We start from the raw sequence: 13,434 nt of genomic DNA, 5'->3' as shown, positions 1-13,434 counted from the left end.
GAGCCCCCCGTGCGGATCGTGATCGCCGAGGACGACCCGCTGCTGCGCGAGGGGCTCGCGCTGCTGCTGCGGGCGGAATCGCTGGACGTGGTGGCCACCGCCGGGACACCGGACGACTTCCTGGCCGCCGTCGAGAAGCACGAACCCGACGTCGCCATCGTCGACGTACGGATGCCGCCCACGCACACCGACGAGGGCATCGTGGCGGCCGTGCGGGCCAGGCGGACGCAGCCGGGTCTCGCCGTGCTGGTGCTCTCCGCCTACGTCGAGCAGGCCTTCGCCACCGACCTGCTCGCCGAGGGCAGCGCCCGGCTCGGCTATCTGCTCAAGGAACGGGTGGGCCGCGTCCAGGAGTTCCTTGAGGCGCTGCACCGGGTCGCGGCCGGCGGCACCGCCATCGACCCCGAGGTCGTCGCCCAGCTCTTCGCCCGCACCCGCCCCGACACCCGGCTGGACCGCCTCAGCCCACGCGAACGCGACGTGCTCGCGCTGATGGCGGAGGGCCTGGGCAACACCGCCGTCGCCGAGCGGCTCGTCGTCACCGAGGGCGCCGTCCACAAACACATCCGCAGCATCTTCGCCAAGCTCGACCTGACGCCCACCGACCGTACGGACCGCCGGGTGGCCGCCGTACTGCACTACCTGGACGACACCCACCGCAGGTCCTGACCGCCAGGCTCCGCCGTGTTGCCGAAGCGGCAACAGGGCTGGCCACCGGCGCGCCTCACTCCGGATGATCGAAGGACGGCCAGGCCCGAAGGACGGCCAGGCCCCGACGGCTTGCCGACCGGCCCGACGGCTTGCCGACCGGCCCGACGGCAGGCCGTCCGGCCCGTCGGCAGGCCGACCGCACGGCAGGCCGAGCCCCGAGCCCCGAGCCCCGGAGGACCCCATGGCGCCCCAACCCCCTGTTCCCGCCCCCGCCGCGACCCACCGGCTGGTCCCCTCCCCCGCCGGACGGATCCACCTGGTGGAGCAGGGCAGCGGACCCATGGTGCTGCTCGTGCACGGCTTCCCGGAGTCCTGGTACTCCTGGCGCCACCAGCTCCCGGCGCTGGCCGCGGCCGGGTACCGCGCGGTCGCCGTCGACGTCCGCGGCTACGGCCGCTCCTCGCGGCCCGCCGCCCCGGAGGCGTACCGGATGGTCGAACTGGTCGAGGACAACGCGGCGGTGGTGCACGCCCTGGGCGAGCGGTCCGCGGTGATCGTCGGCCACGACTGGGGGTCGGCCATCGCCGCCGACTCGGCCCTGCTCCGGCCGGACGTCTTCCGCGCGGTGGGGCTGCTGAGCGTGCCGTACGCGCCGCGCGGCGGACCCCGGCCCAGCGAGATCTTCGCCGGGATGGGCGGGGAGGGGCGGGACGAGTTCTACGTCTCCTACTTCCAGGAGCCCGGCCGCGCCGAGGCGGAGATCGAGCCCGACGTACGCGGCTGGCTCGCCGGCTTCTACGCCGCCCTGTCCGCCGACACCATGCCGGAACCCGGCGCGCCCGACCCGCACTTCGTCGCCCCCGGCGGCACACTGCGCGACCGCCTCCCCGCCGACGGACGGCTGCCCGGCTGGCTCGGCGAGGACGAACTCGACTTCTACGCCGGGGAGTTCGAGCGGACCGGCCTGAGCGGGGCGCTGGCCAGGTACCGGAACATGGACCGCGACTGGGAGGACCTCGCGGACTTCGACGGCGCCCCGGTCACCCAACCGTCGCTGTTCCTCGGCGGCGCCCTGGACGCCTCCACCACCTGGCTGGCCGACGCGATCGAGGCCTACCCGCTCACGCTGCCCGGCCTGTCCGCCTCCCACATCCTCGACGGCTGCGGACACTGGCTCCAGCAGGAACGCCCCGCCGAGACCAACCGGCTCCTCCTCGACTGGCTGGCCTCCCTGCCCGCCTGACCTACCAGCGGCCCGGCTCCGTCCCGACGATCGCCTCGGAGGGCCTGCCGTCCACGCCGACCGGGATGTCACCGGTGAGCATGACCCGGTGCATGACGCGCGGGTGGTCGACCCGGGCCAGGTCGTTCGGCGCCAGGTGGATGGTGGCGCGGTTGTCCCAGAAGGCCACGCTGCCCGGCTCCCAACGGAAACGGACGGTGTACTCGGGCCTGGTCGCCTGCTCCAGCAGCATCTCCAGGAGCAGCCGGCTCTCCGCGCGGGAGACGCCCTGGATCTGCTCCAGGTAGTAGCCGTTGACGAACAGCACCCGCTCACCCGTCTCCGGGTGCACCCGTACCAGGGGGTGGCCGGAGGCGACCTGCCGGTCGAGCAGATGCCGCAGGTACGCGTCGTCGCCCGGCCGGGGCTGGTAGCCGACCCCGAGCCGGTGCTCGGCGCGCAGCCCGTCGACGAAGTCCCGCACCGGCTCCGACAGTCCGGCGTACGCCGCCGCCAGGTTGGACCACGTGGTGTCACCGCCGTACGGGGGTACGGTCTCGGCGCGCAGAACGGTCGCGGCCGGCGGGTCGATCCGGGCGCCGTGGTCGCAGTGCCAGCCCCGCAGCAGGGTGTGCCGGCGCCGCTCCAGCCACTCGGCGTGGTCCATGCCGTAGCGCCCGCCCAGTTCCAGCCGGTCGGCCGTGGTCTCCACCTGGGGGAACCCCTCCGGCGAGGCGCTGCCCCGTTTGCCCAGGGTCACCGGCTCGCCGAACCGGCGTGCGAACGCGATGTGCGCCGCGTGGTCCAGCCGCTGGTCCCGGAAGAACACCACCTTCCAGCGCAGCACCGCCGCCCGGATCACCGCGACCACCGCGTCGTCCAGCGGCCCGGCCAGATCGACCCCCGTGATCTCCGCGCCGATCAGCCCCGCGACCGGCTTCACCTCGACACCCTCGACACCCTCGGCACTCCCGGTGCCGCCGACTCCCCCGATTCCCCCGACTCCCTCGCCACTGTCATCTGTTGTCGTCGTCATCCGCGCTCCGTCGGCCGTGGTTCGCCCCCGTCGGAAGAATCATGGACCGCGGCCCGGCCCGCCGGACAGGGCGCGTGGGCTCCGCCGAGGCGGTCGTCCCTGCCCTCGCCCTGTCGGGATGCGCGTCGGGCCAGCACTCTGGATGCTCGGGGAAGGTCCTCCCTCACGCCTGTGTGTCCACCGACCGAAGGAAGCCCATCCCATGACCACCATCGCCATCATCGGTGCGGGACCCGGACTCGGAGCGGCCGTCGCGCGACGGTTCGGCCGGGAGGGTCACGAGGTCGCCCTCATCTCGCGCAGCCGCGAACGCGTCGACGCCCTCGCCGCCGACCTGGCCCGCGCGGGCGTCACCGCGCGGGGCTTCACCGCCGACGTACGCGAACCGAAGACCCTCGAAGCGGCCCTGGACGCGGCGTCCGCCACCCTCGGCCCGGTCGAGATCCTCCAGTACAGCCCGGTCCCGCAACGCGACTTCATGCGGCCGGTCCTGGAGACGGCGCCCGCCGATCTCGTGGGCCCCATCGAGTTCTCGGTGTACGGGCCCGCGGCGGCCGTCCGCCATGTGCTGCCCTCCATGCGGTCGCTGGGCCGCGGCACCGTCCTCCTCGTGAACGGCGGCACCGCCGTGGTCCCCCACCCCGACCGGGCCGGCACCTCGATCGCCTTCGCCGCCGAGAGCGCGTACGGCCACCTGCTGCACGACACCCTCGCCCCCGAGGGCATCCATGTGGCGCAGCTCGTCATCCCCGGCGCGATCATCGAGGGCCACGACAGGAAGGCCCCCGCGGCACTCGCCGACGCCCTGTGGAACATCCACCGCGAGCGCCACGGCTTCCGCCACTTCGCCGACGACCTGGACAGCTGAGCGGGCGACGGTCCGCGACCGAACGTAGCGTTGACCGGGCCAAAGGGCGGGGGAGCGGCGCGGTAGGGCGCCCCTGTCGGGCAACAGAGAGCGGAAGAACTGATGCGAGCAACCCTGATCTACGGCGCCGGTGACATCCGCGTCGAGAACGTGCCGGATCCGAAGATCCAGCACCCGGCCGACGCCGTCGTACGGGTGCTGCGCTCCTGCATCTGCGGCAGCGACCTGTGGCCCTACGCCTCGCGGCCCGCGACCGGGCACGGCGACCGCATCGGCCACGAGTTCCTCGGCGTCGTCGAGGAGACCGGCTCGGAGGTGTCCGGCCTGAAGCCGGGCAACGTGGTCGTGGCGCCCTTCGTCTGGTCGGACAACACCTGCGACTTCTGCGCCGAGGGACTCCAGACCTCCTGCCGCCACGGCGGCCAATGGGGCGCGGACGGCGTCGACGGCGGCCAGGGCGAGGCCGTCCGGGTCCCGCAGGCGCAGGGCACCCTGGTCAAAGTGCCGGTCGCGGAGGACTCCGTCCTGCTGCCCTCCCTGCTGACCCTGTCGGACGTGTTCTGCACCGGCCACCACTGCGCGGTCACGGCGGGCGTCGGCCCCCGTACGACGGTGACGGTGGTCGGCGACGGAGCGGTGGGCCTGTCCGCCGTGCTCGCCGCCAGGCGGCTGGGCGCCGAGCGGATCATCCTGATGGGCCGGCACGAGGTCCGTACGGAGCTCGGGCAGGAGTTCGGCGCGACCGACGTGGTGGCCGAGCGCGGTGCCGAAGGCGTCGAGCGCGTACGGGAACTCACGCGAGGCGACGGCACCCACACCGTGCTGGAGTGCGTCGGCACGCTCCCGGCGCTGGAGATGTCGCTCGGCGTGGTCCGCGCGGGCGGCACCGTCAGCCGGGTCGGCGCCCCGCAGTACGACGAGGTGCCCATGGGCTTTTCGGACTTCATGCGGAACATCACCCTCACCGGGGGCGTCGCGCCCGCCCGCGCCTACATCGAGGAGCTGATGCCCGACGTCCTGGAGGGCCGCATCCTGCCGGGCCGGGTCTTCGACACCACCGTCGGCCTGGACGGGGTACCGGACGGCTACCGCGCGATGGCCGACCGCACCGCCCTGAAGGTCCTCATCAACCCGTGACAGCTCACCCCGCCGTCCGGGTGCTCAGCTGGAGCTGTCGGTCGTTTCCTTCGTGGAGCGGCGGTACTCGGCGTTGATGCGCTGTGCCTCCTCCAGCTGGTCCTCGAGGATGACGATGCGGCAGGCGGCCTCGACCGGGGTTCCCTTGTCGACGAGCTCGCGGGCGCGGGCGGCGATCCGCAGCTGGTAGCGGGAGTACCGCCGGTGCCCGCCCTCCGAGCGGAGCGGAGTGATGAGACGGGCCTCACCGATGGCCCGGAGGAAGCCTGGGGTGGTGCCGAGCATCTCGGCGGCCCGGCCCATCGTGTACGCGGGGTAGTCGTCGTCGTCCAGACGGCCACTGAGCGGAGTATCTGCTGTCATTTCACCTCGATGTGCAACGCGTCGAGGGGCCCTGGCGCCGTACGGCACCAGGGCCCCGGAGGAAATTCAACACCATCGGCAGGACCTGCCGCTGCGCCGACTTTCCGCAACCTTCCTGACCTGCGAACTTCATGTACCGCTTCCCGCCAGTTCGTGTCTGCCGGGTCTCGCTCGACTAGGGATGCGTCCAAAATCTTAGCCAGGACGCCGGTCAATGTCTACTTTGGCAAGAGTAGATTTCAGACGGCTGGAGAGGCAAGTATTCTCCGGGCCGCGGGATGGGGAGTCAGGCGGCCGGGTCGCTGAATAGAATCGGCTCCCATGTCGAACCCTGACGAGCTGCTCGTTGACATCTCCGCCATGGTGGAGTCCGGGCAAAGCAATCAGATGTCGCTCACCGTGGTCGCCGGCGGCGCTGTCATCACCGGCCGGCTGGCTCCCGAGGCCGTGTGGAGGGAGCGCGTGTCGGAGGTCCTCAAGGACTCGGACCGCCTGGGCCCCTTCTCGGACGTCTTCACCGCCCACCGGACTCCGGACCGGGCACAGGGGGAGGCGCCGGGCGGAACACGGGACGAGACGCCGGACCGGTCGGCGGCCCCGCCCGACCCCGGCGCGGCGGCCCCCACCCATCTGCACTTCCACCTCGCCCGGATCCTCCAGGGCAACGTGGGGATCCCCGAGACCGGCGGCATGTTCCGCGTCGCGATCAAGGACGTCAGCGCCTGGACCGTGGGGGACTTCAGCTACTCCGACCACTGAGAACCCGAGGAAACGCGAGGAGGGCCCTGCCGGCGTGTGCCGGCAGGGCCCTCCTCGTGGTGTCGCGGGGACCGCGGTGCTGCTCAGACCTCCAGCGGGGCGGGGCTGCCGAGCAGCGCCGACGCGTTCTCCAGCGGGGTCAGCGGGGGCGCGGCGGGTGCGGCGGGCGCGGTCTCCTGACCGCTGCGGCAGGTGAAGCCGAGCCGGGTCATGGCCCGGGTGACCTCGCCGCCGGTGAAGTCGCGGCGGTCCTGCCGGGTGATGACCTCGCCCACCTGCTTGACGGGGTAGTGGGTGCGGCCGATGATCACGGACTCACCGGTGATCGGCTCGGGCTTGACGCCCTTCATCGATTCGAGCACGCCGAACTTGGTGAGGTCGAACGGGAATCGGGCGATGACACAGCGCATGATGCCTCACAGGGGCTGAGGAGGGGGCGGGGAGGGGACGAGCTGCCGGCCGTGGGCGGGTGGAGGGGTGGAGAGGGACCACCCGCCGTCGGTCGAGCCTAGGCCGCGGGCTTGACGGCGGGGCGCCGCTGTCCGGTGCGGCCACGCCGGCCCCGGGACGAGGAGGACGAGGAGCCGGAGCCGCCGCGCCGCGGCCGCTCCACCACAGGCGCCCTGATGACGACCGGGACACCCGAGGGGGCCTGGGCGCCGGTGATCCGGTTCAACTCGGCCTCACCCGAACGTACTTGGGTGGTCTGCGGGGTGATGCCCGCGGCGACCATCAGCCGGCTCATCTCGCGGCGCTGGTTGGGCGTCACCAGGGTGACGACGCTGCCGGACTCGCCGGCACGGGCCGTACGTCCGCCGCGGTGCAGGTAGTCCTTGGGGTCGGTGGGCGGGTCGACGTTGACGACGAGGTCCAGGTTGTCGACGTGGATCCCGCGCGCGGCGACGTTGGTCGCCACCAGCACCGTCACGTGCCCGGTCTTGAACTGGTCCAGCGTCCGGGTGCGCTGCGGCTGGGACTTGCCGCCGTGCAGGGCGGCGGCGCGGACGCCGCTGCTCAGCAGGTGCTCGGTCAGCCGGTCCACCGCGTGCTTGGTGTCCAGGAACATGAGCACCCGGCCCTCACGGGCCGCGATCTCGGTGGTCGTCCGGTTCTTGTCCGCGCCGTGCACGTGGAGCACGTGGTGCTCCATCGTGGTGACGGCCCCCGCGGACGGGTCGACGGAGTGGACCACCGGGTCGGTCAGGTAGCGCCGGACCAGCAGGTCGACGTTGCGGTCGAGGGTGGCCGAGAAGAGCATCCGCTGCCCCTCGGGACGCACCTGGTCGAGCAGCGCGGTCACCTGGGGCATGAAGCCCATGTCGGCCATCTGGTCGGCCTCGTCGAGGACGGTGATGGCGACCTGGTTCAGCCGGCAGTCGCCGCGGTCGATGAGGTCCTTGAGCCGGCCGGGGGTCGCGACGACGACCTCCGCGCCGCCGCGCAGCGCGCCGGCCTGCCTGCCGATCGACATCCCGCCCACCACGGTGGCCAGACGGAGTCGCACGGCGCGGGCGTACGGGGTGAGCGCGTCGGTGACCTGCTGGGCCAGCTCGCGGGTGGGGACGAGGACGAGGGCGAGCGGCTGCCTGGGCTCGGCGCGCTGACCGGCCGTACGGGCGAGCAGCGCGAGGCCGAAGGCGAGGGTCTTGCCCGAGCCGGTGCGGCCACGGCCGAGGACGTCACGGCCGGCGAGCGAGTTCGGCAGGGTCGCCCCCTGGATGGGGAACGGCACGCTCACGCCCTCCTGGCCGAGCGCGGTCAGCAGCGCCGCCGGCATCTCCAGGTCGGCGAACGCCTCGACGGGCGGCAGCGCGGGAGTGATCGTCTTCGGCAGCGCGAACTCGCCCTGCGGCGCGGCCGGCCTGCGGCCGTAGCCCGCCCCGCGACCGCCGCCGCCGGAGCGGCCGGCGCCCCTGGCGTAACCGGAACCCCCGGAGCCGGCGGAGCCGGAATTCCCGGAGCCATATCCGCCGGAGCCGGAACCTCCGGTGCGTGTGCGCGAGAAACGATCGTTCGTGCGGCTACGTGTGCGGTCGCGATTCATTGCGGAACCTTTCCTTGATATGGCACGTATCAAGGAATTCCCGCAGCGAATGCACAGCGCAGAGAATCGCAAGAACGAGCCGAAGACAATGCCGGACCGAAATCGGTCGGCAGTAAATGCTCACGGGTTTCGGCGCCGAACTGGGGCGGCGCGACGATTCCGTGCTCTGAAACGCAGCGAGCTGGGGCCCGCACCCCAAGGTGCGGGCCCCAGCTGCGAAGTCTGCGTCAGCGTCAGGCGGGAACGATGTTCTCCGCCGTCGGGCCCTTCTGGCCCTGCGCGATGTCGAAGGTGACCTTCTGGCCCTCCTGGAGCTCGCGGAAACCCTGGGCGGCGATGTTCGAGTAGTGGGCGAAGACGTCAGCTCCGCCGCCGTCCTGCTCGATGAAGCCAAAACCCTTTTCCGCGTTGAACCACTTCACGGTACCGGCAGCCATGTTGAATCTCCTTCGGGGCGGTGCGTCGGAATGCACACTGTGCGCACTCCGTGTCGCCGTGATGATTACCCTCAGGATTTTCTGGGGACCACAACTGCAACTGAGATCAACAGTAGCACGCTGCGACCGGCGGGGTGTGTTGAGTAAATGTGTTCTGCCTGTCGGCCGAAAAACTCTCATCGCGTGTCGCGGCAAATTCTCATTTCGCGGCCACAGATATTGACTGCCTCAGGATCCAGCGTTTCTGTCGGGGAGCCCGCTGCCCGAGGAGTGTGCGACGGGGGTGCCGCGCGGAGCAACTTTGCGATCCCTTTACACTGGACGGGACCTGGACCACGACGGCGCCAGACACGACATCCAGACACGACATCTAGACCCGACAGCGACAGAGGAGCGACGGTTCCGCGATGGGTGAACCTCCCAGTACCAGCCGTGCCACATCCCGCCCGACCGGCATGCGCGGGGGATCGGGGGTGGCACGGTGACCGAGGTCCTGTTGCTGCTGCTGGCCCTGCTGCTCACGCTCGCCTGCGCGGTGTTCGTGGCGGCCGAGTTCTCCCTCACCACCGTCGAGCGGGGTGATCTGGAGCGGGCCGCGGAGGCGGGTGAGCGGGGCGCCGACGGCGCCCTGAAGGCCGTACGGAAGCTGACCCTCCAGCTGTCCGGAGCCCAGCTGGGCATCACCGTCACCTCGCTGGTGATCGGCATGCTCGCCGAGCCGTCGTTCGCCGTGCTGCTGCGCGGTCCGCTGGAGGCCGTCGGACTCGGCGGCGCCGCCTCGACGGTGGCGACCCTGCTCGGAGTGGTCGTCTCCACCGTCGTGCTGATGGTGGTGGGCGAGCTGGTGCCGAAGAACTGGGCGATCTCGCGCCCGCTGGCGGTCGCGAAGGTGGTGGCGGGGCCCCAGCGGGGGTTCACGGCCGCGTTCGGGCCCTTCATCCGGCACCTCAACGACACGGCGAACCGTTTCGTGCGCCGCATCGGCCTGGAGCCCGCCGAGGAACTGGCCTCCGCCCGCAGCCCCGAGGAACTGGTCGCGCTCGCCCAGCACTCGGCCGCCGAGGGCGCGCTGGAGGCGGACTCCGCCGAACTCTTCGTCCGCACCCTGCATCTGAGCGAGCTGACGGCCGAGAACGTGATGACCCCGCGGGTCGACGTGCGCGCGCTGGAGGCGCACGCCACGGCCGCCGACGCCGCCAACCTCACGCACGCCACCGGGCTGTCCCGCTTCCCGGTCTACGCCGACAGCCTCGACGAGGTCGTCGGGACCGTCCACATCCGTGACGTACTGGCCCTGGAGCCCGCCGTGCGGGCCGTGACGCCCGTCACCGAACTGGCCACCCCCGCGCTGCTGGTGCCCGACAGCCTGCCCGCCGACCGGCTCCTGGAGCGGCTGCGGGAGAGCCGCACCATGGCCGTCGTCATCGACGAGTACGGCGGTACGGCCGGCGTGGCGACGGTGGAGGACATCGTCGAGGAGGTCGTCGGCGAGGTGCGGGACGAGCACGACCCCGTCGAGGTCCCCGACCTGCTGCCCGCGCCCGCCACCCCGGACGGCCGCGGGGTGTGGGAGGCGGACGGCGGCGTACGGATCGACGAGCTGACCGGCATAGGGCTCACCGCGCCCGAAGGCCCCTACGAGACCGTCGCCGGACTCGTCGCCACCCGCCTGGCCCGGATCCCCGTCGAGGGCGACACCGTCGACCTCGACGGCTGGCGGCTCACCGTGCTCGACGTCGAGCATCACCGCGCCGACCGCGTCCGCGTCACCGGACCGGCGGCGGCGCACGGCCTCGTCACGGAGGAAGCCCGATGACCGTCGTCCAGCTCGCCGTCGGAGCCCTGACCCTGCTGACCAACGCGTTCTTCGTCGGGGCGGAGTTCGCCCTGATCTCGGTGCGCCGCAGCCAGATCGAACCCCGCGCCCAGGAGGGCGACAAGCGGGCCCGGATGACCCTGTGGGGGCTGCGGCACATCTCCGCGATGATGGCCACCGCCCAGCTCGGCATCACCGTCTCCTCGCTGGTGCTCGGCGCGGTCGCCGAACCGGCCATCGCGCACCTGCTTGAGCCCGCCTTCGAGGCGGCGCACATCCCGCACGCCCTGGTGCACCCGATCGCCTTCGTCATCGCGCTGACCGTGGCGACGTATCTGCACATGCTGATCGGCGAGATGGTCCCGAAGAACATCGCGCTCGCGGCGCCGGTGTCCACCGCGCTCTACCTCGGGCCGCCGCTGGTGGCCCTCACCCGGGCCCTGAAGCCGGTGGTCTTCGGGATCAACGCCTTCGCCAACGCGCTGCTGAAGCTGCTGCGAGTGGAGCCGAGGGACGAGGTGGAGTCCGTCTTCACCGACGACCAGCTCGCCCGCATGGTCGTCGACTCCAGCGCGGCCGGACTGCTCACGCCCGCCGACGGCGACCGGCTGCGCGACGCGCTCGAACTGGGCACCCGCCCGGTCGGCGAGATCCTCGTGCCGGTGCCGCAGATGCGCACGGTTGACCACACGGTGACGCCGGCGCGGCTGGAGCGGGAGGCCGCCGGGGCGGGCTTCTCCCGCTTCCCGGTGACCGGCGAGGACGGCACCCTGCTCGGCTACCTGCACATCAAGGACACCCTGGGCGTCGCCGACCGCGACCGCCCCTTCCCGCGGGCCGCCCTGCACCCCGTCACCCGGGTCCGCATCGACACCCCGCTCGACGACACCCTCACCGCGCTGCGCGCCACGGGCAGCCATCTGGCGGCGGTCACCGGCGAGAAGGGCGCGGTCCTCGGCTTCGTCACGATGGAGGACGTGCTCTCGGAACTGGTCGGCCCGGCCCCGGCCACGCGCACGTGACCGGAACCGGGCCGGTGGAAAGCCTTGCCCAGAGGGCTAGTTGGAGAAGTACAGGTACTTCCAGGCCCCGTACGTCGTCGAGTTCACGGTGTCACCGGAGCCGTTGTTGACGTACGTCGAACGCATCCGCGCCCGGATGCCGGACTGGCCGGGCGCGCCGAGCCTGACCGCGGATTTGCCGTTCGTGGCGAGCGCGAAGTACTCCGAGTCGGACGAGTACCAGGTGCCCTGGTAGTAGACCTGGAAGTCGAAGCGCTGCATGCGGCCCGGGTAGTACGACATGGTCGTGGTCAGGACCGGGTCGGTGTTCTTGTGGAACCAGTAGTACGACGTCGAGCCGATCTTCGCCGTCTTGTAGTGCTTGGAGACGGCGGTGGAGACCTTGACCCGGGCGAACGCCGTGACCTTCACGGTCCGGGGCGCGTAGCGGGCGTCGCCCTTGAAGACCGCGGTGATCTCGGTGTCGCGGGTCATGTCGACCCAGGCGCCGATGTTGCCGCTGGAGTTGACCTTCCCGGTCTTCACCAGCTTGTTGGGCTTGTCGCCGCCGAAGGGGTTCGCCCAGATCTCCACCGAGCGGTTCTTGTACGTGGTGCCGAGGTGCGCGGTGAAGGCGACGTCGGTGCCGTAGGCGTAGACGTTGCCGTTCTTGTTGAGCGTCAGCGACGGCTTCGCGCGCGAGACCGTGACCTTGTCGGAGGCGGTGGCCGCGGTGTGCTCGGCGTCGCCCGCGTAGCCGACCTTGTAGGTGACGGTGCCGCCGGCCGGCGGGGTGTCGGAGAAGCTGTAGGTGCCGTCCGCCTTCACCGTGACGGCGGGCAGCGCCTTGCCGCCGGTGCTCTCCAGGTCGGTCCGCGTGACGGCCAGCCTGGCGCCGGCCGGCAGCGGGACGCTCGCCGAGATCTTGCCGCTGACGGTGAGCTTCTTGGCCCGGGTGGCGGACGCGGGGGCGTTCACGGTGAGGGTGGGGACGCTGCGGGAGGGGTCGAGGAGGGGCTTGACGGTGTAGCCGTTCGCCGACCACACGAGGGCGAAGATCCGGGAGGAGTCCGGCGCCCAGGCGACGGTGGACGTGTCGCCGGTGTACGTGCGGACCGCCTTGGTGCCGTTCGGCCGGTAGACCGACACCTGGTCGCCGTTCACCTGGGCGATCAAACCGTTGGGGGCGATGTCCGCGCCCCGCGCGGCCGGGTAGGCGCCCGCGGCGGTGAACGTCCCGTCCGCGTAGGAGTGCCGGGACGCGCCGTCGATGAGCACCTGCGAGGTGCCCGGTACGAGGTCGACGTCGTCGACGCCGCCCAGCGGGTAGTCGCCGGTCTGCCTGGCGGTCACCTGGGGGGTGGCGCCGGAGACGTCGACGACGGCCAGCACGTTCTTGGCCGAGTCGTAGAAGTCGCTCCCGGCGACGGCGAGCAGTCCGGGCGCGGACGGGTCGGTGTCGAGGAACGGCGTGATCCCGGTTCCGGCACCTCCCGGGAGCTGCCCGAGTGCCACCGCGTCGGTCCCGGCCGGGTCGGCCGACGGGTCGATGGAGCCCAGGTTGCCCTCGCCGTCCGCCTGGCCCTCGTAGGAGAACCAGGCCTTGCCGCCGGTGAACTCGACGAACAGCGGGCCGATGCTCGCGGCCACCGGATAGCGGGCCACGATGTCGAGGGTGTCCGCGTCGACGGCCACGATCTCGTGACTGCGTCGCGCTGCCGCATACAGGGTGGTGCCGTCGTCGGACAGGGCCAGGTCGAAGATCCCGTCGATGCCGCTCACGGAGTCGACCCGGTTGCCGCTGTAGTCGACGGCGACGATCCTGCCGTCCGAAGTGTCGTCGCCGACGAAGACCCGCTGGCGGGTTGCGTCGACGACGACGCCCGCGGGCGAGGTGAAGGTCGCGGTGACCGCCGACGCGGGACCCGCCGTGACGACGCTCAGCGCCGCCGAGCTGAAGAGAACCGCGAGCGCCGTCGCGGTAGAGATGCTGCGCCTGCGCACAGTGATGTACCCCCACAAGAAAACCCGGTGGATGGCCGGGAGTTGAGTGCGCCGCGCAACGCCCGTACGTGACCGCTGAGTCGCGGTGACGCGCGG

General features: G+C 71.8%; 13 protein-coding genes. 7 read left to right on the top strand and 6 right to left on the bottom strand.

Annotated features, from left to right (window positions below):
* The first annotated feature begins 9 nt into the window (after window positions 1–9).
* Window positions 10–669, top strand: a complete 660-nt coding sequence (locus ACIP79_RS06135) for a response regulator (protein WP_383679967.1) — start codon at window positions 10–12, stop codon at window positions 667–669.
* Window positions 670–892: 223 nt separating this feature from the next.
* Window positions 893–1,894, top strand: coding sequence for an alpha/beta fold hydrolase (locus ACIP79_RS06130; RefSeq protein ID WP_401219963.1), 1,002 nt, complete (start codon window positions 893–895; stop codon window positions 1,892–1,894).
* A 1-nt stretch (window position 1,895) separates the two neighbouring features.
* On the opposite strand, the gene ACIP79_RS06125 is transcribed toward ACIP79_RS06130, so the two are convergent.
* On the bottom strand, window positions 1,896–2,909 hold the full coding sequence (locus ACIP79_RS06125) for a TauD/TfdA dioxygenase family protein (protein WP_401219960.1): 1,014 nt from the start codon (window positions 2,907–2,909) through the stop codon (window positions 1,896–1,898).
* 202 nt (window positions 2,910–3,111) lie between these two features.
* On the opposite strand from ACIP79_RS06125, the gene ACIP79_RS06120 reads away from it, so the two are divergent.
* Window positions 3,112–3,777 carry an SDR family NAD(P)-dependent oxidoreductase gene (locus tag ACIP79_RS06120; RefSeq protein ID WP_383679962.1) on the top strand — a complete coding sequence of 222 codons (666 nt, stop codon included), beginning with the start codon at window positions 3,112–3,114 and terminating at the stop codon, window positions 3,775–3,777.
* A 102-nt stretch (window positions 3,778–3,879) separates the two neighbouring features.
* Window positions 3,880–4,914: a zinc-dependent alcohol dehydrogenase family protein gene (locus ACIP79_RS06115; RefSeq protein WP_401219957.1), complete on the top strand. Its 1,035-nt coding sequence runs from the start codon at window positions 3,880–3,882 to the stop codon at window positions 4,912–4,914.
* Window positions 4,915–4,938: 24 nt separating this feature from the next.
* Here ACIP79_RS06115 and ACIP79_RS06110 read toward each other — a convergent pair whose 3' ends face one another.
* Window positions 4,939–5,277: a MerR family transcriptional regulator gene (locus ACIP79_RS06110; RefSeq protein WP_387186557.1), complete on the bottom strand. Its 339-nt coding sequence runs from the start codon at window positions 5,275–5,277 to the stop codon at window positions 4,939–4,941.
* A 321-nt stretch (window positions 5,278–5,598) separates the two neighbouring features.
* Here ACIP79_RS06110 and ACIP79_RS06105 point away from each other — a divergent pair, with 321 nt between their 5' ends.
* A complete protein-coding gene (locus ACIP79_RS06105; RefSeq protein ID WP_401219954.1) occupies window positions 5,599–6,036 on the top strand; it encodes a hypothetical protein in 438 nt (145 codons plus the stop codon).
* Window positions 6,037–6,119: 83 nt separating this feature from the next.
* Here ACIP79_RS06105 and ACIP79_RS06100 read toward each other — a convergent pair whose 3' ends face one another.
* From ACIP79_RS06100 to ACIP79_RS06090, 3 genes are all read right to left on the bottom strand, one after another.
* Window positions 6,120–6,446 (bottom strand): SCO5918 family protein, encoded by a 327-nt coding sequence (locus tag ACIP79_RS06100; RefSeq protein WP_383679955.1) that lies wholly within the window; start codon window positions 6,444–6,446, stop codon window positions 6,120–6,122.
* A 98-nt stretch (window positions 6,447–6,544) separates the two neighbouring features.
* A complete protein-coding gene (locus ACIP79_RS06095) occupies window positions 6,545–8,080 on the bottom strand; it encodes a DEAD/DEAH box helicase (protein WP_401219952.1) in 1,536 nt (511 codons plus the stop codon).
* 233 nt (window positions 8,081–8,313) lie between these two features.
* Complete coding sequence (locus ACIP79_RS06090; RefSeq protein WP_055611897.1) at window positions 8,314–8,517, bottom strand: cold-shock protein; 204 nt, start codon at window positions 8,515–8,517, stop codon at window positions 8,314–8,316.
* 481 nt (window positions 8,518–8,998) lie between these two features.
* Between ACIP79_RS06090 and ACIP79_RS06085 the strand changes: the two genes are divergently transcribed.
* Together ACIP79_RS06085 and ACIP79_RS06080 are read left to right on the top strand one after the other, a co-directional pair.
* On the top strand, window positions 8,999–10,333 hold the full coding sequence (locus ACIP79_RS06085) for a hemolysin family protein (protein WP_401219949.1): 1,335 nt from the start codon (window positions 8,999–9,001) through the stop codon (window positions 10,331–10,333).
* Window positions 10,330–11,355 (top strand): hemolysin family protein, encoded by a 1,026-nt coding sequence (locus ACIP79_RS06080; protein WP_401219946.1) that lies wholly within the window; start codon window positions 10,330–10,332, stop codon window positions 11,353–11,355. The genes ACIP79_RS06085 and ACIP79_RS06080 overlap by 4 nt, the downstream gene beginning before the upstream one ends.
* A 36-nt stretch (window positions 11,356–11,391) precedes the next feature.
* Here the strand turns inward: ACIP79_RS06080 and ACIP79_RS06075 are convergent, their stop codons facing one another.
* On the bottom strand, window positions 11,392–13,338 hold the full coding sequence (locus tag ACIP79_RS06075) for a YncE family protein (RefSeq protein ID WP_401219943.1): 1,947 nt from the start codon (window positions 13,336–13,338) through the stop codon (window positions 11,392–11,394).
* Window positions 13,339–13,434 lie beyond the last annotated feature (96 nt).

Origin of the sequence: Streptomyces sp. NPDC088747 (assembly GCF_044751025.1) — a bacterium.
Taxonomy (GTDB): Bacteria; Actinomycetota; Actinomycetes; order Streptomycetales; family Streptomycetaceae; genus Streptomyces.
Note: the sequence above shows the minus strand (reverse complement) of the source record. Positions and strands in the feature narration are given on the sequence as shown.